The following is a 21,897-nucleotide window of genomic DNA, read 5'->3' as shown; positions in this document are numbered from 1 at the left end:
CTCGAGCGCTGTCTGTTCGGGGGCCGGTGTCTTCAACATGACCCAGTGAATCAAAAACCCCCGGCAAATGCCAGGGGTTTGTCAGCAGTCTGAGCGGGGCCCCGGAGCCCCGCTTTTTTGTTGTCTTGCAGGCCTGCCTCAGTTGGTGCGGAAGCGGGCCATGGAGATGAAGTTCACGGCCTTGCCGCTGAAGCGGGTGGCATCTGCCACGGTGATATCCTGCTGGAAACCGGTCGTGTAGACGGTCTCGGGCGAACGGACGAACTCACTGTCGAATGCCGGCGGATGGGTCGGCCGCGCGGCTTCGGTCAGCATGGAGTTCCGGCTGAGCGCGCGGCTCGGCGCCTCACCCCTGCTGGCGACCACGACGGGCTGCGCATCGCGGATCACGTCAGCCGGGCCGGGCTTGGCCGATTTACGGGTGCTGCGTGCACGGCTTTCGTGGCGCGTTTCCGTTGCCTGATCCGCACGGGCGAGAAGCGCCTTGCGGGGGGAGGCCGAAACGGGCTGTCCACGCTCTTCCTGCAGGGCAGCGGCAGCCGTTTCAGGTTCTCTGTCGGCGGCGAGGGCAAAATCGCTCTGCGGTGCCGCTGACTCCGCCTGCGGGCGCGGTTCGGGAAGTGCGGCGAGCGTGAACTCGTCGGCCACGGCGCGGGCGGGTCGGCTCGACGGAACCGGCAGATAAGCGGCCGTTGTAATTGGCTGCGCGGTCTCCGCGTCGTCGGCCAGAACACCGGCAATGGCATCCGGTGCATCGGTCTGCGCCGAAGCTATCTGCACAAGCGCTTCCTGGGTCGCGGCATCAGGCGCATATTCCGGGCGACGTGTCGGGATCGGTATGTTCGCGGCCACGAGAACCGCAGTTCCGGCCTGCTCTGGCGTCGCCTGCTCGGTAATGGCCGGTGCTTCCTCGACAGGCTTGACCTCGAAGGGCAGGGGCTGGCCTACGGCCACATCCGGTCGCGGTGCTGCGCGCGGTGTCGGCAGGCTACGCTGCGGCAGGGCGGCGAGGATCGTGCTCGGGGTTTCGGGCTCGGGCTGCGGTGCTGGCGCTGCTGCCGGCGCCTGAGGCCGGCGCGCTGCCGGCTGCCGTGCTGCCACCGTCGTGGTCTCGGCGGTATCCTCTTCCTCGTCGGCACCGCCGCCGAAGAGCGCGGCCAGGAGACCGCGGCCATTGCCGCCGCCGCCATTGTCGCGCGCAACCTGAATGGAGCCGCCGTTGCGTTTGCGTGCTTCGTAGGCGGCAACCGCCTGCTTGTATCCCGGCAGAGGTTTGCCGTCGGTCGGAACATGCATGGTCTTGCCGTCGGGGAATACGGCCATAAGCTGCTTGCGGCTCATGCGCGGCCAGTGGCGCACACCGCCGACATCGATGTGAATGAAGGGCGAGCCCGAACGCGGGTAATAACCGACGCCGCCAGCTTCGTACTTCAGTGCAGCGTTGCGCAGGCTGGCAAGCTTGACGCCTGGAATGTAGAAGTCGATCGCCTTGCCAAGCATGTGCTGGCTCTTCTTTGCGACACCGCTTGAACGGCTGCGAAGCATGGCGTTGGTCTTGGGCGAGCGATAGGCGGAAACGACGTGGATATAGTCGCGCGCGCCTGTGGCGCGATAGACCTCCCAAAGCAGGTCGAGAACCTGCGGATCCATGTTGGTCGGCTCGTTCTGGCGCCAGTCACGAAGGAAGCGGTTGACCTGTTTGAGGCCGCTCTGGATGTAGCGCCCGTTCCGCTTGTAGGTGATCTCGGCGCGTTCCTTCGTGTGGATGAAGTAGAGCTTCAGCGTGCGTGTTTCGGCGTGGGCAGCGGGCGCGGCTGCGACCAGCGCGCCGACTGCAAGCATCAAACCGGCGAGGAGCCTCACGCGTACAAGCGCAGGCAAGCGCCATCCAAGAACGTGAACGTCGTTTTGTCTCAAGATCCGTGGCCTTACAGGCTGGTGTTTGTCCCCCGAGCCTCAGGCCCGGACTGCGTGGTTCCCACCTTCCGATTATTCTGTTTAATGGTTAATTCGATCTTATTAAAGGAGGAATGCGCGAAGAGGATGGCGATATCGTGGCAAAACGTGACAAGCCGCCGCAGGGTAAACGCGGGGTTAATCTCTGGGCTGTGTCCTCGGGGCCTCAGTCGTCTTTCGCGCGCGGGCGTTCTGCCGGATCGATGCCCATGTCCTTGAGTTTTCGATAAAGCGTGGAGCGTCCGATGCCCAGGCGCCGCGCGATTTCACTCATCTGGCCACGGTAGTGATCGAGGGCAAACCGGATCACATCGCTTTCGATGTCCTCCAGTGGGCGTACATTCCCGTCTTCGTCCAGTGTGGCAACGCTTCCCGGCAGGTCTTGAACCGGAGGCGCTTCCCGATGGGGAAGGTCACGACGGTCTGTCGGCAGTGCCGCCGCAGGGTCATCGTCGGCCGATATTGTTCCTGTCTGGGCCTCGTATGGATCGATGCCTTCGACCTGAGCGAAGATCTGCGGGAAGTCAGCCGTGTCGAGCACGGTCGTTTCGCAAAGCACGACTGCCCGGAAGATGGCGTTTTCCAGTTGCCGAATATTGCCGGGCCAGTCGTAGCTTTCCAGAAGCGCGAGCGCTCTTCGCGATATGCCGGTGATCCGGTTTGAAGCGCTGTCGCTGAAGCGGGCAATGAATGCCTGCACCAGAAGAGGAATGTCATCCCTTCTGTCGCGTAGCGGCGGCACCATGATCGGGAAGACATTGAGGCGGTAGAACAGGTCTTCACGAAACCGACCTTCCTTGACACGCTCAATCAGGTTCTGGTTGGTGGCCGAGATCAGGCGGATGTCGACCTTCTGTGTGCCGCGCCCGCCGACCGTGTCCACTTCGCCCTGCTGTACGGCACGCAGGAGCTTGACCTGTACGTCGAGGGGAAGGTCGCCGATCTCGTCCAGAAAAAGGGTTCCCGTATCGGCCTCGGCGAATTTGCCGATGCGCTTTTCCGTTGCGCCGGTGAAGGCTCCTTTTTCGTGACCGAAGAGAATGCTCTCCACCAGCGTATCGGGGATCGCGCCGCAGTTGACCGTGACGAAAGGCTTTCGGCGGCGCCGGCTTTCGCTCTGGATCGCGCGGGCGATAACCTCCTTGCCGACACCGGATTCACCTTCGATAAGGATGGGTATGTCGCTGGCGGCTGCCTTCTGGCCCAGCATGATGACCCGCGCCATGGACGGGCTGTTGGTGACCAGATCATCGAAAGACGATGCTTCGGCCGGTTTGCCGCCGCGGCGCTGGCGGGTCTCCATTGCGCTGACCCTGAGGGCGTTTCTTATGGCTGCTCCAAGGCGGGCCGGGGCAACGGGCTTGACGATGAAATCGAAGGCGCCGGCGCGCATGGCTTCGACCGCCGTGTCGATGCTGCCGCGCGATGTCTGCACGATCACCGGAATGTCGGAGCCTTCGCCGCGAAGTCGTTCGAGCATTTCCAGCCCGCTCATCTGTGGCATGACGAGGTCGAGCACAATGGTACGCGGGGCCTGCTCGGCGCGTTCCAGCACACCCAGCGCCTCCTGACCGTTCTCAGCAAGAAGCGGCGTGTGACCGAGTTTCTCCACTGCAGCCTGAAGAAGGCGGCGCTGGACCGGGTCATCGTCGACTATGAGAACGGCTTCGGACATGTCGCAATTATGCAATGGCGTTACGATATCGCGCGCAGTTTTCCGGCGCGGGCTGGATCAAAATGGCATAGGCTTCTAAACAAGGGTTCAAGAATCCCGGTGAACGAAACCTTTCGGCACCGTGGACGAACAGCGATTTCGGCAACGAGGATTACATGGCCAACAACACTGACAGGGCCCGTCGCCCTGCGGCAACGGATGCGGCGCTAGCGGCTGAAAACGCGTTTTCGGAACTCGGCAACCTGCCCGAGTGGAATCTCGCCGATCTGTATCCGGCAATCGAGTCACCCGAACTGAAGCGCGATCTCGATCGTGCCGCCGCGGAAGCGGCCGGTTTCGAAACCGCCTGGAAGGGCAAGCTTGCGGACGAGGCTGCCAGGGGGGCTGGGGGCAAGCTGGGCGAAGCGGTTGAAGCCTATGAGGCCATTGAAGAACTGATGGGCCGCATCGTCTCCTATGCGGGGCTTCTTTACGCGGGCGATACGTCAGATCCGAAGCGTGCCAAGCTTTATGGCGATGTGCAGGAGAAACTCACGGATGCAAGCGCACATCTCATCTTCTTCACGCTGGAGCTGAACAAGATCGAAGACGCGGTGCTCGACGCGGCGCTGGAAGCCGATCCCAGGCTTGCGCACTACAGGCCGTGGGTGCTCGATATTCGCCGCGACAAACCCTACGAACTCGAAGACCGGGTCGAGCAGCTTTTCCACGAGAAGTCGGTGACCGGGCGTGGTGCCTGGAACCGTCTGTTCGACGAGACGATGACCAGTCTGCGCTTCACGGTGGATGGAGAGGAACTGGGGCTGGAGCAGACGCTCAACCTGTTGCAGGACGCGGATGGCGAGAAGCGCCACCGGGCGGCGCAGGCGCTGGCCGATACTTTCTCGAAGAACCTGCGCACATTCACGCTGATTACCAACACACTGGCCAAGGACAAGGAAATCTCCGACCGCTGGCGCGGGTTTGAGGACATTGCCGATTCCCGCCACCTGGCAAACCGCGTTGAGCGGCCGGTCGTGGATGCACTGGCGGAAGCCGTGCGAACGGCCTATCCGAGGCTTTCGCATCGCTACTACGCCATGAAGGCCAGGTGGCTGGGCATGGATGTGCTCAACCACTGGGACCGCAACGCGCCGCTGCCGGAGACACCGCAGGCGGTGATCGGCTGGGACGAGGCGAAGAATACGGTGCTCGACGCCTATGCCGCGTTTGATCCGCGAATGGCTGAAATCGCGGGCCGCTTCTTCGATCACAACTGGATCGACGCGCCGGTGCGTCCGGGCAAGTCACCGGGGGCGTTTGCTCACCCGACCGTGCCGTCTGCGCATCCCTATCTGCTCCTGAACTATCTCGGCAAACCGCGTGATGTGATGACGCTGGCGCATGAGATGGGGCATGGCATTCACCAGGTGCTGGCCGGCAGACAGGGGGCGCTGATGGCACCGACGCCGCTCACGCTTGCCGAAACGGCCTCGGTTTTCGGCGAAATGCTCACCTTCCGCTCGCTGCTCGACCGAACGACCGAAAAGCGCGAACGCAAGGCCATGCTGGCGCAGAAGGTGGAGGACATGCTCAACACCGTGGTGCGCCAGATCGCCTTCTACGAGTTCGAGCGCAAGGTGCATGCCAAGCGCCGCAGCGACGGTGAACTGACCTCCGATCAGATCGGCGAGTTGTGGCTCGACGTGCAGAAGGCGTGTCTCGGCCCGTCGGTGAAGCTGCGCGAGGGATATGAGACGTTCTGGGCCTATATCCCGCACTTCATCCACTCGCCTTTCTATGTTTATGCCTATGCCTTCGGCGACTGTCTGGTGAACTCGCTCTTCGCCGTTTACCAGCAGGCTCCGGAGGGCTTCCAGGAACGGTATTTCGCCATGCTCGAGGCCGGCGGTACGAAGCATCATTCGGAGCTTCTGGCACCTTTCGGTCTCGATGCGAGCGACCAGGATTTCTGGAGCAAGGGGCTTTCGGTAATCGAGGGGCTGATAGACGAGCTTGAAACGCTCGACGGCTAGGGTCAGGACCCAATAATATGACCACAATGGCGATCGATAGACCAAGAGATGCAAGGAAAAGCCCGCAGAGCTGGGTTCTTCCCCCGGTCAAGGGGTTTGACGCGGCAGGTCGCCAGTCTATCGAACGTCCTTCGGATCGGCCTGATTTGCACGGGCTACTTTGTCGCAAGACCTTGAAAGACATGAAGTCTTCCTGTGGTCTTGCTTCGCGTATCCGCACAAATCAGGCCGACCATTGTGGTCATATTATTGGGTCCTGACCCTAGGACAGGTTTCTCAGATACGATGCCCGCCGATATTCGGGGCCAGGTTCTGATCCGCGACGACGCGGCTGGCCGGGAGCTTTGCTTCTCCCGGCCACGCGCGCTCCTGGCCGCGAGAGACGCGGAGACGTTCGAGATCATGCTCGACCGGGCAGAGAAGGCGCGGCGCGCCGGTTTCTGGCTTGCCGGTTACATGGCCTACGAGGCTGGCTATCTGCTGGAACCGAAGCTCAGACCGCTTTTGCCAGAAGAGCGGCGTGGCCCGCTCTTCTGCTTCGGCGTTTTCGACCCTCCGGAGGATCGCCCGGTTTCCAGACCGGCGGTGGCGGATGCTGCGCTCGTCGATGCGAAACCGGCATGGAACAGCTCCGACTATGAACGCCGCTTTGCACGTCTGCACGGGCATCTGCGGGCAGGCGACTGCTACCAGGCGAATTTGACCTTCCCCATCCGGGCCAGGTGGCGCGGGGAGCCTGCGGGGCTGTTCGATGCGCTCGGCGCGCGCCAGCCCGTGCGGTACGGGGCGCTGGTCGAGCTTGGCTGGCCGGTGATCGTTTCCCGTTCGCCGGAACTGTTTTTCCAGGTTTCGCGGGATGGCTGGATCGAGACCCTGCCGATGAAAGGTACGGCGCCGCGCGGTGCGACGCCCGAAGAGGATGCGGCACAGAAGGCGTTTTTGCGCAACGATCCGAAGAACCAGGCGGAAAACCGCATGATCGTCGATCTCCTGCGCAACGACATTTCCCGCATCAGCGAGGTGGGAACGCTGGAGGTGCCCGAGCTTTTCCATGTGGAAACCTATCCCACGGTTCATCAGATGGTGAGCCAGGTCCGCGCGAGGATCAGACCAGCGACGGGACTGCGTGAAATCTTCGCGGCACTCTTTCCCTGCGGTTCGGTAACGGGGGCGCCGAAAATCCGTGCGATGGAGATCCTGCGGGAACTGGAGACCGGCCCTCGTGAAGCCTATTGCGGTGCAATCGGATGGGCGGCGCCCGACGGCACGATGCGGTTCAACGTGGCGATCCGTACGGTTTCGCTCTTTGCCGACGGGGAAGCAATCTACAATGTGGGTGGTGGCGTGGTGTTCGATTCCACAGCCGATGGCGAATATGAGGAAGCGCTGCTCAAGGCGCGCTTTGCGATGACCTAAAGGGGGACCGGTGATGTTTATCGTTTCGTTGCGCTATGTGGTGCCGATCGAGGATGTCGAGCCGCATATGGAAGGGCATATGGCCTGGCTCGAGAAATACTACGCGAGTGGGACATTCATCGCTTCGGGGCGCAAGGTGCCGAGGACGGGCGGTGTCATTCTCGCGCGCGGCGACCGCGAAGCCCTCGAAGCCTGTCTGTCGGAAGACCCTTTTGCGGTGCATGGCATCGCCGAAGTCGAGGTCACCGAATGTGCGATTTCACGCACGGTGGAAGGGCTTGACGCACTTAGGGAATAGCAGGGCCTTTGCAGACCGGAACCGCATTTGCGCTTTATTGTGACACGCTTCTGTGTTTTGGAGGCTCAACCGTACTGTTTTGGAGAGGCGTGTAATGGCTGACAGGAAATGGCCCATCCATGGTGAAATCACCGGCCCGGTCGTGATGATCGGCTTCGGCTCAATCGGGCGCGGAACGCTGCCGTTGATCGAGCGCCATTTCAGGTTCGACAAATCGCGCATGGTTGTGGTGGATCCGAACGATGCGGATCGCAAGCTGCTGGACGAGCGGGGCATCCGTTATGTGCAGGCGCATGTCACGAAGGACAATTACAAGGACCTGCTCAAGCCGCTTCTGACAGAAGGTGAAGGGCAGGGCTTCTGCGTAAACCTTTCGGTCGACACGTCATCGCTCGACCTGATGAAACTGTGCCGCAAGCTTGGCGTGCTCTATATCGACACGGTGGTCGAGCCCTGGCTCGGCTTCTATTTCGATGACAAGGCCGACAATGCCTCGCGCACCAATTATGCGCTGCGCGAGACGGTGCGTCGGGAAAAGGCCAAGAATCCGGGCGGCACCACAGCCGTTTCCACCTGCGGCGCCAACCCCGGCATGGTGTCCTGGTTCGTCAAGCAGGCGCTGGTGAACCTGGCGACCGACCTGGGGCTCGACTTCGATGAGCCGGGTGTCGAGGACCGCGAAGGCTGGGCAAAGCTGATGAAGAAGTGCGGTGTGAAGGGCATTCACATTGCCGAACGCGATACGCAGCGGACCAAGAAGCCGAAGCCCATGAACGTGTTCTGGAACACCTGGTCGGTGGAAGGTTTTATCGCCGAGGGGTTACAGCCGGCCGAACTCGGCTGGGGTACGCATGAGACATGGAAGCCCCGGAACGCGCGCAAGCAGAAGAAGGGCAACAAGGCGGCGATCTTTCTGGAGCAGCCGGGTGCCAACACGCGGGTGCGCAGCTGGTGCCCGACGCCGGGGCCGCAGTACGGCTTCCTTGTCACCCACAATGAGTCGATCTCCATCGCGGATTTCTTCACCGTACGTGACGGGAAGGGCAAGGTCGTCTACCGGCCGACCTGTCACTACGCCTATCATCCCTGCAACGATGCGGTGCTTTCGCTGCATGAGATGTTCGGCGCCGAAGGCAAGGCGCAGCCCGAGCAGCACGTTCTTGACGAGAACGAGCTGGTCGACGGGATGGATGAACTCGGCGTGCTGCTCTATGGGCACCGGAAGAACGCCTACTGGTTCGGTTCGCAGCTCACGCTGGAAGAAGCGCGCGAACTGGCGCCTTATCAGAACGCTACGGGTCTTCAGGTGACCTCCGCCGTGCTTGCGGGAATGGTTTGGGCGCTGGAGAATCCCGAAGCGGGTATCGTCGAGGCCGATGAAGTGGACTATCGCCGCTGTCTTCATATCCAGTTGCCGTATCTGGGGCCTGTAAAAGGCTACTACACGGACTGGACGCCACTTGAGGGCAGGCCGGGGCTTTTCCCCGAGGACATTGACGAATCCGATCCGTGGCAGTTCCGCAACATTCTCGTGCGTTGAGCGGGGATGCGCGCGCTGCGCTTGCAATGATGTCAAAATCGGGCAATTGAAATGGGTATCGCCCGGCCCTGAAGGGGGCGGGCCGTTTCCAAGGCGGTGCGCTGTCGGTGCAGTACCATAGGCGCAACAGGAGGCCAGAACCATGAAGACAGGCAAAATTCTGACGCTCGCAACGCTCGTTTCGGCACTCGCAGTGGCCGGCTGCCAGACGGGAATGCCCGATGGCGGAGGACAGCGCGCTGCGGGTCAGACGGGGGTCGAAGGGCAGTGGATGGGCACGGACGGCGTGGCGGTGTCGACGCTGCAGGGCGGTCGTTTCAGCTCGCGTGCGGTGGAGACCGGCGAAGTGCTGACCGAGGGCTCCTACTCGCATCGCGATGCGACCACGATCGAGCTCTCCTTCTATTCGCTCAAGAGCCAGCGGCAGACGGCCGCCACATGCCTTCTCGCATCCAGCGATCAGATGAACTGCACGCTGGCAAACGGCACCAATTTCGTCCTCACGCGCGCGGCCCGCGTCTCCTGATCCATGACGCGACGATGGCAGGTCGCACAGGAAGCTGCCTGCCTCTGTCGGGTTGTTCAACACCCGTTCTTTCAATGCATGACCTTGGTCGGTCTTGCTCCCTTGGTGCGATTGTTGCGATAACATGCTCAAAACCCTTTGGGAGGAGCCATGTCACCGCATTTCGACGCGCTGGAAATTCGTGATCCGGCGGAGCGTGAGCGTGACCTGTTTTCGGTCCTGCCGCATTTTTTGAGCGGCGCCGTGGCCAAGGCGGAGGGGCTGGCGGCATGGCTTTCCGGGTACGATCTCTCCAAAATTGTTGATCGTGCGGCGCTTGAGCGGCTGCCGGTCCTGCGCAAACCGGAGCTCCTGGAACTGCAGCAGGCGAAGCCGCCCTTCGGCGGTTTTGTTGATCCAGACGCGCTCGAGGGAGCGCGTGTTTTCATGTCACCGGGACCGATCTGGGAAATTCAGGGGGCGGGCGCCGATCCCTGGCAGGCGGCACGCGCCTTTTTTGCTGCCGGCGTGCGGCCCGGGGCGCGCGTTCACAACGCGTTTGCCTATCATATGACGCCGGGCGGTTTCGTGCTCGACACGGGCGCGCGGGCGCTCGGATGCAGCGTGTTTCCTGCAGGCACCGGCAATACGGACATGCAGGTGGAGGCGGCTGAAGCCTTCCGGCCGGATGTCTATGCCGGAACGCCGGATTTTCTGAAGATCATGCTCGAACGGGCGGATCGTGATGGCAGGGATCTGTCATCAATCCGGATCGGTCTGGTTTCGGGAGGGGCGCTGTTTCCCTCACTGCGTGAGGAATACCGCGCACGGGGCATAAACGTGCTGCAGTGTTACGCCACCGCCGAGTTTGGCGTGATCGCTTATGAATCGACCGGGCCTGACGGTTCACCGCTGCCGGGCATGGTGGTCAACGAAAACCTGATCGTCGAGATCGTGCGGCCGGGCACGGACGATCCGGTGCCGGAGGGAGAGGTGGGTGAGGTTGTGGTGACCTCGCTTAACCCGGCTTATCCGCTGGTGCGGCTTGGAACCGGAGATTTATCCGCAATGCTGCCGGAAAAGAGCCCGTGCGGCCGTACCAATATGCGTATCAGGGGCTGGATGGGACGTGCCGACCAGCGAACCAAGGTCAAGGGCATGTTTGTCGATCCCAAACAGATCGCGGAGTTGACGCGCAGACACGGTGAAATCGAACGCGCCCGGCTTGTGGTGACCCGCGATGGCGCGAGCGACGCCATGGCCCTGCATGTCGAGACAATCACCGGTACCGCTCCGGACACGACCGCGATCGAGACAACGCTGCGCGAAGTCACGAGGGTCGGCGGACGCGTGGTGCTGGCTGAGCCGGGCAGCTTGCCGCGCGACGGCAAGGTGATCGCCGACGAGCGGGAATATTCAGACTAAAGCATAAGGGAGAAAAGCGGGCCGCAATTCGCGTCTCGCTTGATTTCACGTCACCCGTATCACAGGATATGGTTGCAATGTCGCTGGACGCTGGTGATCGTCCGCGCCGTGCCAGAAAAGAAACAGGCGGTGACAGGCCGCGATTGTTCGTCCGCAGCGTGTTGCGGGCTGTGCAGAGTGGAGGAGACCCCATGCGACTTTTGATCGGTGCCGTCTCGGCGCTTTCCCTGACCGTGCTTGCAGGTCAGGCCCAAGCCCAATGCGACGATGGCGAAATGGTTATCAAGTTCAGCCACGTGGTTGCCGAAAAAGGCCATCCCAAGGGCGATGCGGCGACGCTTCTGGCGGAACGGGTGAATGACGAGATGAACGGAACCGCCTGTATGGAGGTGTTTCCGAACTCGACGCTTTATGACGACGACAAGGTGATGGAGGCCCTGCTTCTGGGCGACGTGCAGCTTGCCGCACCCTCGCTGGCGAAATTTGAGGCCTATACGCTCAAATATCGCCTTTTCGACCTTCCGTTCCTCTTTCCCACACTTGATGCGGTGAACAAGTTCACCACGTCGGATGATGGTCAGGGCCTGCTGACAGTGATGGAAGATGAAGGCTATACCGGCCTTGGTTTCTGGTCGTCGGGTCTCAAGCAGTTTTCTGCCGGCAAACCGCTTATGGAGCCGCAGGATGCGGCGGGGCTGAAGTTCCGCGTGCAGACCTCTGACGTCGCCGTGGCCATGATCGAGGCAATGGGCGCATCGGCGCAGAAACTTGCTTTCAAGGAAGTTTACGGTGCACTGCAGACCGGTGTCGTGGATGGCCAGGAAAACAGCTGGTGCAACATCTACACCCAGAAATTCTTTGAGGTGCAGGACGGGATCACGGAGACCAACCACCAGCTTCTCGCCTATCTTCTCGTGACCTCGACAGAATGGCTGGAAGGTCTTGATCCGGCAGTGCGGGACCAGTTCGTCTCCATTGTTCAGGAAGTGACGGAGACAGCCAACGCCAATGTTGCCGACCAGGAAGGAACCTGCCGACAGAACATACTCGACGCCGGTGGCACGATCCGTGAACTGAGCGCCGAGCAGCGCGCGACCTGGGTCGAAACTATGAAGCCCGTCTGGGCGAAGTTCGAAGGTGATATCGGCAAGGAACTGATCGATTCAGCTGCCGCAAGCGGCTCCTGAGGTTTCAGTCTTTCCCGACGCGGCGTCTCCCCTCGTCGCGTCATGCAGGGCCGTCCGCTGCGTGCGGGCGGTCTTGTGGCAGGTGATCTTCGGGAGGGAAATCATGGTTCTGATATGGCCGGCGCTCGGGCTTGTGGCAATCGTGGCCGTCATGTTCCTCCTGGAACGGCGTTTTCCTGATGCGGTCGGGCGGTTTGAAGAAAACGTGCTTGCCATTCTTCTGGCAGCCATCACATTCGTCTCTTTCACGCAGGTTGTCGCCCGATACGGTTTCAACAGCGGTTGGGGCGGTGCGCTGGAGTTTACGCGCATCCTGTTTGCCTGGATGATCCTGTTCGGGATGAGCTATGGCGTGAAGAACGGCATTCATCTGGGTGTCGATGCCTTTATCCGGCTGCTTCCTTCGCGGCTCTTCAAAGCGGTGGCGATCTTCGGTGCCGTCTGTGTTTTCCTCTACGCTTTCATTCTTCTCTACGCGGGCTGGATGACGCTGGTGGGCGCCGATGTGTCCACCAACTGGCGCCAGACCGGCGCCATCGGCTACTGGACGTTCATGTTTGATCGGGGCACCGGGCTCGACGATCTGCGGTATCCGCTGTGGATGCAGGAGGCGTTCGGTCTGCAGGATCGTGTGCAGCGCTGGGTGGCCTATCTCATGCTGCCCGTCGGCCTGGCACTCCTCGCGTTTCGCGCCCTGCAGGGTGTGGTGGGGATCGCCAGGGGGGAGCGGGACCTGATCATTGCTGGCCACGAGGCGGAGGACCTCGTCGCTGAAAACAAAGATGCCCTGAAGGAGTAGCGGCGATGGAACCAGCCATTCTCTTCGTCCTTGTTCTGCTCCTGCTGTTTCTGGGGGTACCGGTGGCGGTGGCTCTCGGGCTTTCGTCGCTCATCATCATCGCCTTCTTCTCCAGCGATTCCATCTCTTCCGTCGCGCTGCAGCTCTTCACTGCCTCGCAGAACTACACGCTTCTGGCGATCCCGTTCTTCATTCTGGCTTCGGCCTTCATGTCGACGGGCGGCGTGGCGCGGCGCATCATCCGCTTCGCCATTGCTTCGGTGGGCCATTTTCGTGGCGGTCTGGCAATGGCGTCTGTGCTGGCCTGCATGATGTTTGCGGCCCTTTCCGGCTCATCGCCGGCAACGGTGGTTGCCATCGGCACCATCGCCATCGCGGGTATGCGGCAGGTGGGCTACTCCAAGGAATTCGCGGCCGGCATCATCGCCAATGCGGGCACCCTTGGCATTCTGATACCGCCATCCATCGTGATGGTTGTTTATTCGGCGGCGACGGACGTCTCGGTCGGGCGTATGTTTCTGGCCGGTGTGGTGCCCGGGATCGTCGCCGGACTGATGCTGATGGTTGCCATCTATGTGATGGCACGGGTGCGCAACCTGCCGGCGGAAGAGTGGAAAGGATTTCACGAGATTGTCGCGGGCGGCAAGGAGGCCGGCTGGGGACTGTTTCTGATCATCATCATTCTTGGCGGGATCTATGGCGGGGTGTTCACGCCCACGGAGGCGGCGGCCGTTGCCGCTGTCTACTCCTTCGCGGTGGCGCTGTTCGTCTACCGCGACATGGGGCCGATGAAGGACGAGCGGTGGGTGAAGGAGGACGATGGCAGGCGCGCGCGGGTGGGCTTTTCCGCCACAGTCTATGCGCTCGCGTTTTTCTTTGTCTGGATGATCCTCAGCTTCTTCCTGACCGCCGACTGGGAAGGGGTTACCTTTGAAGGGCGCATGCTCACGGGGCTCGCCCTGTCTCTGGTTGCCATGGTGGCTTACGCGCTGTGGCGCGGCGGGGACGGGCTGGCGGCGCTGCCGGGGCTGCTGGCTGCAAGCCTTCCGATCTGGCGGCGCAATCTGAGCCTGATGGGCCGGAATTTCCTGCGCGCCTTCTTCAATGAAGAAACGCGCAAGGTGACCGTGGATGCCGCACGCACCACGGTGATGCTGATGTTCATCATCGTCAACGCGCTGCTTTTCGCGCATGTGCTCACGGCCGAGCGCATTCCCCAGGCGATCACCGGTCTGATGGTCGATGCAGGGTTCACCTGGTTTACCTTCCTGATTGCCGTGAACCTGCTTCTGCTCCTGGGCGGGCAGTTCATGGAGCCCTCGGGCCTGCTGCTGATCGTTGCGCCGGTGGTGTTTCCCATCGCCATGGAACTGGGCGTCGACCCGGTCCATCTTGGCATCATCATGGTGGTGAACATGGAAATCGGCATGATCACGCCGCCGATCGGGCTCAATCTGTTCGTGACGAGCGGCATAACCGGCATGAGCCTGATCCAGGTGGTGCGCGCGGCGGCGCCGTTCGTACTGGTTCTGTTTATCTTCCTGATACTGGTTACCTATATGCCGATTATGTCAACATGGCTGCCATACAGCCTTATGGGGCCTGAGATCGTGACGAGATAGATGCCTTTTGAGGCTTTTCGTTAAGTAAACGTTAACGATTTGGTGGTTAGGCTTTCGATTGTCGGATCGGCTTTCCTCCTCCCAAGCACGGTTCGAAACGGGGCGGCCGACCAGTGGCCGCCTCGTCCGTTTCTGGCATCCTTCTCCAATCATTTCTCTGGCGCAGGTCTGCATGCGGTGCTGGGCCTTTTCGGGCATGTGCGGCCGTGCTTTGCAGAGCGGTAGACAAGGCTGGAGAACACCCCTATGCAGACCGACCTCAAAAACTGGACAGCCCGACCGCGCCCGGTGCGCCAGGTTCTGGAGGGGCGCACAGTTCTGCTTGAGCCACTCGATCCTGCGCGCCACGGCGATGGTCTTTATGCCGTTTCCAGCGTTGCCGACGCGGGGGAGCGGTTTCGCTGGCTGGCCGAATATCCGCCGGAAAGCAGGCAGGCGTTCACAGCGTGGCTTGAGAAGGCGGCCACAAGTGCGGACCCGTTCTTCTATGCCGTGATCGACAGGGAGACGGGGCAGGTCGGCGGCCGGCAGGCGCTGATGCGCATCGACCCCGCAAATGGTGTTATCGAGGCGGGAAGCATCTATTGGGGGCCGGGGATTTCGCGCACCGTACGGGCAACCGAGGCGCTTTATCTCTTCGCCTGCCACATCTTCGACGATCTGGGTTATCGGCGCTTCGAGTGGAAGTGCAACAATGCCAACCTGCCATCGCGCAGGGCAGCAGAGCGGTTCGGCTTCACGTATGAAGGTGTTTTTCGCCAGCATATGGTGGTGAAGGGGGAGAGCCGTGACACTGCCTGGTTCTCGATACTCGACAGCGAATGGCCTGCGGTAAAAAGTGCATTTGACGCATGGCTTGATCCGGCCAATTTCGATAAGGAAGGCCATCAAAAGAAACGGCTGGGAACTTTCAGGGAGTAACCCTGAAGTGCGGCGAACGGACAGGCAGGATCACTTGTCGGAAAATCGCAAGGCGGCGATCGCAGCCGCGCTCATCCTCATCGGCTTTGGTCTTGTGGCCTATCTGATGCCACGCATCATGCTGGCAATCGGCGCTTATTCGCCCTGGATCGCGGGTGGGTTCGCGGTTCTGTTCGTGCTGGCGTTCTTCATGGTCTTCTGGTTGCGCGCCCGCGCTCAGCGGAAGCGCAACTGATATGACCTTCCCGGGTCAGGCCGCAAGGCTTGCGGCAAGGAGGGTGAGGCCCAGAACCATGACAAGGGCAGCGCCGCCAATCTCTATCGCATTGTGAATGCGGTTGCTCGCACGGTTACCGCCTGACAGCGCCACCGCCCAGTTCTTTGCCGTTACCGCAAGTGTTGCCAGAACCGAAACGGTGATTGCCGTTCCGATCGACATGGCGACCACCGACAGAATGCCGCCCAGCCAGAGGCTGTTGAGAAACGCAAAGGTGAGCACGATCAGTGCACCGGAGCAGGGACGTATGCCCACGGCGGCGATGGCGGAGCCTGCGGTTTTCCAGTCAAAGCGCTCACCCGTCAGCATGGCGGGATCCGGCGCATGTGCGTGACCGCAGCTGGGGCAGACCTCGCCGGGACCGTGATCATGTGAATGTTCGTGCGCGTGCCCGTGATGATGGTCATGTCCACATGCGTGTTCATCCGGGTGGTGATGGTCGTGATCGCAGGTGGAATGGTCGTGATGATCGCCACCATGCGCATGCCTGTGATGATGTGTGTGGTCATGGACATGCGCTGCCGAAAGGCTGTGCATGGGTTGCGGTGCGGGGGCGCTGGTGCGGATAAGGCCCGAGGTTTTGCGCCACAGGAGCCAGGCACCGAACGCGGCGATCAGGCCGAAGCTGACGGTCTCCAGAAACCAGGCGGCGTCGGTCATGGAGATCGAGGTGCCACGTAGCGCAAGGAACACGACACTCATCAGGACGATGGCGGTCAGCCCCTGCAGAAGAGCGGACGCGAAGGAAAGGATGACGCCGCGGCGCAGCGCCACCTCATTGGCCAGCATGTAAGAAGAGATGACCGCCTTGCCGTGTCCCGGCCCGGCTGCGTGGAAAACACCATAGGCGAAGGAAAGACCGATTAGAACCCAGAGCCTGCTGCCATCCTCGCGCATCGCCTTCAACGCGCCGGTCAGTGTGCGATAAAAGGCCTGCTGCTGGGTGTTGATCCATTGCAGGGTGCCGGCAAAAGGGCCGGTCGGGGTGATGGCCGGTTCGGCCGCGCCGATGCCGAGCGAGCTTTGCGCCATTGCCGCGCCCGCGGCCAGAAGAGTGATCGCTGCGGCGGCAATGACGACACGGCGGGATGGGAGCATGGGTCAGCTATCCTTGCTGCAGGTTAACTCCAGGCGGGTCGCAAAAATCTTGCTCATGTCATTGCCGGTCGGATCGTTGAAGAAAGCGTCTGTCAGGGTCTGCTGGTTCTGGGCGATCGCTTCATCGGGGTCCGGGCGGACAACGCTGCTGGTACAGCCTGCCGGGAGGTTGTTGACGGTCATGTAGCTGTCTTCGATAAAGTCGATGGCTGTGTAGAATGTGGGGTCGTAGACGCCGAAGGCGATCTCGCCTGTGAGGGGGAGAGTCGTTTCGGGCTTCGATTCGAACAGGATGATGAGCTGATTGTCGACAAAATCGGCAATGAGCCGCTCGGGTGCCTGCATGGGCACATCCTTGCCATCCCGGGTGACAAGCTGGAAATAGTTAAAGTCGGCAAGCGACCCGTGAACCACGCTCGCCACCTCGTCCAGCTCCGCCTGGTCGAGCGCGAGGTCCTGATTCTTGTCGAACTCGACGAGAACCGTGCTGGAGAACAGGTCGTCGAAGCGCCAGACATGGTGCAGGGAGGCAACATTTCCATTGCCATCCGCGTTCACGTCAAGCCTGGCTTCGGCGAAGACGTGGGGGTGGGCGAAGGCAGACGCCGCAAAAGACAGAGCAAAAAGGGCGGTCCCCGCTCTGAGCATGAAATTTGTCCGAATCGCCATGTGCAATCGTCCCGCTCCCATCTGGCTTGTGCTGTCTTCTACACGAACCGGGCGGAAATTGGACGATGTGTTATTTGATTGGGTAATTTTCTTTCAGCCAGTGCGCGAGATAGTCCACCAGGGCGCGGACCTTTGCAGGCAGGTATCGGCGATGTGGGTAGATGGCGTAAATCCCGGCACCGTCGGAACTGTTTTCCTCAAGCAGAGACACCAGACGGCCGGCGCTGATTTCAGGGTCCGCGATGAAGTCGGGCAGGATCGCAAAGCCAAGGCCAGATAGCGCCGCAGCGCGGGCTGCCATGGGGCTGTTCACCTCCAGGCGCCCGGTCACGGGGACATTGACGGTGGTTCCGTCATCCAGCCTGAAGGGCCAGTTCTGGCGGTAACGGCTGTTTGTGTCGACGATGCAGGGCAGGTGGGTGAGATCCTGTGGGCTTCTGGGCTCTCCGTGAAGGGAGATCAGGTCGGGTGAGGCACAAAGCGCCACGCGGAAGGGAGCCAGACGTTTGGCGATGAGCGAAGAGTCGGCCAGCTTGGTGATGCGAATGGCGAGATCGAACCCTTCCTCGACGAGATCCACGAAACGGTCGTCAAGATTGATCTCGAGCGTGACATCGGGGTGCGCCCTGGCAAAATCGATCAGGGACTGGCCGATTGGGGCGTCTGCGAATGTGCGGGGTGCGGAAAGCTTGATCCTGCCGCGCACATCTCCAGAGGAATCGCGCACCGCTTCGGCGAGGTCCTCGACGTCACGCAAGAGCTCGACGGCCCGGGCGAAATAGGTGTGACCGGCCTCCGTCAGGGACAATTGCCGCGTGGTGCGGTTGAGCAGGAGCGCGCCGAGTTCATCTTCCAGTTCGCGGACATATTTCGACAGAAGCGCCTTCGACTTTCCCACTTTGCGGGCGGCGGCGGAAAAGCCCTCCGCTTCGACAACATCGACGAATGCGCGCATACGGCTGAGTGTATCCAAGGGAGTTTCCTTCAGCTTCCGGAGAGGATATCGGCGGCAAGGCGGATGAGCTGCCGGTCGCTGCCGGCGGGTCCGAGAAGCGAGATGCCGAAGGGGGCATCATGCACCTGGCCGAGGGGGATTGTGATCTGCGGCCAGCCAAGCAGGCCGGCGATGGCGGTGAGTTTGAGTGCAAGACCGCGGTAGCGGTCGAGCTCTTCCAGTGTCGCGCTTTTCAGTGGCGCAACGGTCGGCTGGGTCGGCATGACCAGCACCATGTCGCGGTCGAAGAGCGCGGCGAATTCCTCCTGGAAGCGCCGGCGTTCCGCGCGGGCCTCGGCAACGGTTGCAGCACTGATGCGGCTTCCAAACTCAAAACGTTCCCTGACACCGGGGCCAAGCTCCGGTTTTGCACTGCGGATAAAACCGCCATGCACCTCCCAGGCCTCAAAAGCCTGGATGACGCGGAAGCATTCAAAAAGCTCTTCCAGGGAACCAGGCAGCGCGAGAAAGGCGGCCTCCCGGTCGAAATGATGCACGACCGTCGAAAGCATTGTGCCGTAGACGGCGCGCTCCTTCTCTCCGAACAGAAGCGCTTCGAATTCCGAGATCCGAACGGGGCGTGCGAGGTGATCGCCATACGGGTCGTTGCCGAGCAGCACTTCGCCGACACGGGCATAGGTTGCAGCGTCGCGTGCGAACCAGCCAAACGTGTCGAATGAAGGGGCAAGCGGCATGGCGCCGTCGAGCGGGATGCGCCCATGGGTGGTGCGGAGACCGATCAGGCCGCAGTAGGAGGCTGGCGCGCGGATCGAACCATTGGTGTCGGAGCCTGCGGCGATGTCGGCCAGCCCGCCGGCGACGGCAGCGGCCGAACCGGAAGACGAACCGCCGGTGAAACGCTGGGGCGCGACGCGATTGACCGGCGCCGGGTAATGGGCGTTCTGCCCGATCATGGAGAAGGTCAGTTCGTCTGTCTGGGTCTTGCCGATGAACCGGGCGCCTGCATCCAGAAGACGCTGGATCGGCGGAGCGGTGCCGGGGGCGCAGGAATGGATTTCGGCCCGACGTGGATTGCCGCCACCGGTCGGATAGCCGGCAACGTCGAAAATGTCCTTCACGCCGAGCGTCAGGCCTGCCAGCGGGCCCTCGCCAGATGATGGAGGAGGGGCGTCTGGATAGTCGAGGAAAGCGTTCAGCGTATCGCGCATCTTCATCATCTTCGTTTTTCCTCGTCGGCCCCAGAGCGCCAAAGGTCGGCATTCGCGCTCTTTTTTTCAAGCGCACAAAATTTTTCATTGATTGTGACAGTCGTTGCGACTATATCCGCGCTGCCCAAAGTCGCACGTGCCTGTGGGTGTCCGCCGGACCTCGAATATGGCGAGGAAACCGGTACGGTACCTGGACCTAACCGCTCCAGTCGGTCTGATGGCCAACCATCAAACCGAGGACATCTTGAAGCAACGACGGTGCGGGCCTTTCTGGTGTCTGCCGGCTGTCCAAAAGCCGGGGTTACTGAAGAGGCACACCTTCATTGCCGGCAGTGCGGTTGGGGTCTCCCATCCAAAGCTGAGGCAGACAAAGCGCATCTTCGCCGCGAGGCGGGAATGCATCGTAGCGCGTTGTCGCATGAACTGGTTCCGGTGCTCTCCACCTGCCGGCTCCCGTGTGCGCATGCCGCGCCCTTTGTCCACCGCGGAAGCGAGGTTCGCTTTCGCAGTTTCGAAGCTTCGGTAACGCGGCCCGGATGCCGCAATTGGAGAGACATATGGCCACCCAGCGCATTCTCGACTTCCTCGCCACCCGACGTCCCGACGGTCCCTGCCTCGTCGTCGACCTCGATGTGGTGCGTGACAATTACTGCGCCTTCGAAAAGGCACTGCCTGATTCCCGGATCTACTACGCTGTGAAGGCCAATCCCGCGCCGGAAATCCTGCGCCTTCTCGCTCAGCTCGGCTCCAGCTTCGACACCGCTTCCGTGGCGGAAATCGAGATGGCGCTGAATGCGGGCGCGACGGCAGATCGCATCTCCTACGGGAATACGATCAAGAAAGAGCGCGACATCGCGCGTGCCTACGAGCTTGGCATTCGCCTGTTTGCCGTCGACTGCGAGGAAGAGGTGGAGAAGATCGCGCGTGTTGCTCCCGGTTCACGCGTGTTCTGCCGCGTCCTGACGGATGGTGCCGGCGCTGAATGGCCGCTCTCGCGCAAATTCGGCTGTGTTCCGGCCATGGCGGTCGATATTCTGCGCCATGCCCGTACGCTCGGTCTCGATCCTTATGGCGTTTCCTTCCATGTCGGCTCGCAGCAGACCGACCTCGATGCATGGGACCGTGCGCTGGCGGATGCCCGTGGCGTCTTCGGTGCGCTGGCGGATGAAGGCATCGTGCTGCGCATGGTCAACATGGGCGGCGGTTTCCCGACGCGTTATCTTCGTGACGTGCCTGCCGCACAGGCATACGGTCAGGCGATATTCTCGGCGCTTCGCAAGCATTTCGGCAACCGAATTCCCGAGACCATCATCGAGCCGGGCCGTGGCATGGTGGGCAATGCTGGCGTCATCAAGTCGGAAGTCGTCCTGATCTCCAAGAAGGCCGACAACGACAATGTGCGCTGGGTTTATCTCGACATCGGCAAGTTCGGCGGTCTGGCCGAGACCATGGACGAGGCGATCCGCTACCCGCTCGTGACGCGTCACGATGGCAGCGAAACGGCACCGTGCGTGCTGGCCGGTCCGACCTGCGATTCCGCCGACGTGATGTATGAGAAGACCCCGTACCCGCTGCCGCTGTCACTGACCATTGGCGATGAAGTGCTGATCGAGGGCACGGGCGCCTACACCACAACCTACGCATCGGTGGCCTTCAACGGATTTGAGCCGCTTCGATCCTATGTGATTTGACAGTGAAACGGGTTGCCCGCGCAAACCTGCGCGGGCCGGATTTCTCGGATTTCGGGATCGAGGCCATGAACCAGGCTGTTGTCGGTGGCGCACCAGCGCACGCCTTTTCTGTTCTTTGTGAAACCGCGTGGGACGTGGCTGAGCGCGAGACCCTGCTCGACCGTGTCATGGGGCCGAAGCGCAGGCTGAAATCATCGGAGAAGCTGCGCCGTGGCCGTTTGCCGGCCGAAGGGCTGGCTTTCGTGGCGCGTGACGAGGCAGGATATCTGATCGGCTCTGTCCGGCTTTGGGACGTGCGCCTGGGCGCAGAGGGGGCAAACGCGCTCCTTCTCGGGCCGCTTGCGGTGGAGACTGCGCTTGCGGGACGTGGCGTCGGGGCTGTGCTGATGCGCCACGCAATCGCCGAGGCGCGTCGACTCGAGCACACAGCGATCCTGCTGGTTGGCGATGCTGCTTATTATGAGCGGTTTGGCTTCTCATCAAAGCTGACGGGCGCGCTAGCCATGCCCGGGCCCTATGAGACGGATCGGTTTCTGGCGCTCGAACTCAAATCCGGCGCGCTTGCAAACGCATACGGAACGCTCTGTGCCAGCGGTCGCACCGGTATCACCCGGAATCTGGTTGCGTAAAATGAAAGGGC

General features: G+C 61.6%; 19 protein-coding genes. 13 read left to right on the top strand and 6 right to left on the bottom strand.

The annotated features are described in order from the left end of the window. Positions 1-138 precede the first annotated feature (138 nt). Complete coding sequence (mepK, locus tag AC07E3_RS12260) at positions 139-1,881, bottom strand: peptidoglycan L,D-endopeptidase MepK (protein WP_478362191.1); 1,743 nt, start codon at positions 1,879-1,881, stop codon at positions 139-141. A 241-nt stretch (positions 1,882-2,122) separates the two neighbouring features. After that, positions 2,123-3,631 carry a sigma-54-dependent transcriptional regulator gene (locus tag AC07E3_RS12255; protein WP_478362189.1) on the bottom strand — a complete coding sequence of 503 codons (1,509 nt, stop codon included), beginning with the start codon at positions 3,629-3,631 and terminating at the stop codon, positions 2,123-2,125. Between the two features lie 155 nt (positions 3,632-3,786). On the opposite strand from AC07E3_RS12255, the gene AC07E3_RS12250 reads away from it, so the two are divergent. From AC07E3_RS12250 to AC07E3_RS12200, 11 genes are all read left to right on the top strand, one after another. Continuing rightward, positions 3,787-5,646 carry a M3 family oligoendopeptidase gene (locus AC07E3_RS12250; protein WP_478362187.1) on the top strand — a complete coding sequence of 620 codons (1,860 nt, stop codon included), beginning with the start codon at positions 3,787-3,789 and terminating at the stop codon, positions 5,644-5,646. Between the two features lie 285 nt (positions 5,647-5,931). Further along, positions 5,932-7,062, top strand: coding sequence for an aminodeoxychorismate synthase component I (locus tag AC07E3_RS12245; protein WP_336069274.1), 1,131 nt, complete (start codon positions 5,932-5,934; stop codon positions 7,060-7,062). 13 nt (positions 7,063-7,075) lie between these two features. Further along, complete coding sequence (locus tag AC07E3_RS12240; RefSeq protein WP_336069277.1) at positions 7,076-7,360, top strand: YciI family protein; 285 nt, start codon at positions 7,076-7,078, stop codon at positions 7,358-7,360. Positions 7,361-7,454: 94 nt separating this feature from the next. Then, positions 7,455-8,900 (top strand): homospermidine synthase, encoded by a 1,446-nt coding sequence (locus AC07E3_RS12235; protein ID WP_478362185.1) that lies wholly within the window; start codon positions 7,455-7,457, stop codon positions 8,898-8,900. A gap of 142 nt (positions 8,901-9,042) precedes the next feature. Next, positions 9,043-9,426 carry an Omp10 family outer membrane lipoprotein gene (locus AC07E3_RS12230; protein WP_065815754.1) on the top strand — a complete coding sequence of 128 codons (384 nt, stop codon included), beginning with the start codon at positions 9,043-9,045 and terminating at the stop codon, positions 9,424-9,426. A 150-nt stretch (positions 9,427-9,576) separates the two neighbouring features. Further along, a complete protein-coding gene (locus AC07E3_RS12225) occupies positions 9,577-10,830 on the top strand; it encodes a phenylacetate--CoA ligase family protein (RefSeq protein ID WP_478362183.1) in 1,254 nt (417 codons plus the stop codon). 191 nt (positions 10,831-11,021) lie between these two features. Beyond that, positions 11,022-12,017, top strand: a complete 996-nt coding sequence (locus tag AC07E3_RS12220) for a DctP family TRAP transporter solute-binding subunit (protein WP_007008589.1) — start codon at positions 11,022-11,024, stop codon at positions 12,015-12,017. Between the two features lie 103 nt (positions 12,018-12,120). After that, a complete protein-coding gene (locus AC07E3_RS12215; protein ID WP_171900066.1) occupies positions 12,121-12,816 on the top strand; it encodes a TRAP transporter small permease in 696 nt (231 codons plus the stop codon). Between the two features lie 5 nt (positions 12,817-12,821). Further along, positions 12,822-14,438: a TRAP transporter large permease gene (locus AC07E3_RS12210; protein WP_336069286.1), complete on the top strand. Its 1,617-nt coding sequence runs from the start codon at positions 12,822-12,824 to the stop codon at positions 14,436-14,438. Positions 14,439-14,684: 246 nt separating this feature from the next. Next, on the top strand, positions 14,685-15,359 hold the full coding sequence (locus tag AC07E3_RS12205) for a GNAT family N-acetyltransferase (RefSeq protein ID WP_478362181.1): 675 nt from the start codon (positions 14,685-14,687) through the stop codon (positions 15,357-15,359). A 34-nt stretch (positions 15,360-15,393) separates the two neighbouring features. Continuing rightward, positions 15,394-15,594, top strand: a complete 201-nt coding sequence (locus AC07E3_RS12200) for a hypothetical protein (protein WP_478362179.1) — start codon at positions 15,394-15,396, stop codon at positions 15,592-15,594. A gap of 15 nt (positions 15,595-15,609) precedes the next feature. Here AC07E3_RS12200 and AC07E3_RS12195 read toward each other — a convergent pair whose 3' ends face one another. The 4 genes from AC07E3_RS12195 to AC07E3_RS12180 form a co-directional block, all read right to left on the bottom strand. Beyond that, the gene (locus AC07E3_RS12195; RefSeq protein ID WP_478362177.1) at positions 15,610-16,734 is read right to left on the bottom strand and encodes a nickel/cobalt transporter; all 1,125 of its coding nucleotides are present in this window, start codon (positions 16,732-16,734) and stop codon (positions 15,610-15,612) included. A gap of 3 nt (positions 16,735-16,737) precedes the next feature. Continuing rightward, the gene (locus AC07E3_RS12190; protein WP_065815748.1) at positions 16,738-17,403 is read right to left on the bottom strand and encodes a DUF1007 family protein; all 666 of its coding nucleotides are present in this window, start codon (positions 17,401-17,403) and stop codon (positions 16,738-16,740) included. 70 nt (positions 17,404-17,473) lie between these two features. After that, the gene (locus tag AC07E3_RS12185) at positions 17,474-18,376 is read right to left on the bottom strand and encodes a LysR family transcriptional regulator (RefSeq protein WP_478362175.1); all 903 of its coding nucleotides are present in this window, start codon (positions 18,374-18,376) and stop codon (positions 17,474-17,476) included. An 11-nt stretch (positions 18,377-18,387) separates the two neighbouring features. Then, positions 18,388-19,575 carry an amidase gene (locus AC07E3_RS12180; protein WP_478362173.1) on the bottom strand — a complete coding sequence of 396 codons (1,188 nt, stop codon included), beginning with the start codon at positions 19,573-19,575 and terminating at the stop codon, positions 18,388-18,390. A 548-nt stretch (positions 19,576-20,123) separates the two neighbouring features. Between AC07E3_RS12180 and odc2 the strand changes: the two genes are divergently transcribed. Together odc2 and AC07E3_RS12170 are read left to right on the top strand one after the other, a co-directional pair. Continuing rightward, positions 20,124-21,257: an ornithine/lysine decarboxylase gene (odc2, locus tag AC07E3_RS12175; protein WP_478362171.1), complete on the top strand. Its 1,134-nt coding sequence runs from the start codon at positions 20,124-20,126 to the stop codon at positions 21,255-21,257. A gap of 65 nt (positions 21,258-21,322) precedes the next feature. Further along, entirely contained in the window at positions 21,323-21,886 is a 564-nt protein-coding gene (locus tag AC07E3_RS12170) for a GNAT family N-acetyltransferase (protein WP_478362197.1), read from the top strand. Positions 21,887-21,897 lie beyond the last annotated feature (11 nt).

This window comes from Nitratireductor lacus, assembly GCF_056431025.1.
The sequence above is the reverse complement of the archived record's forward strand: the minus strand, read 5'-3'. Positions and strand labels throughout refer to the sequence as shown.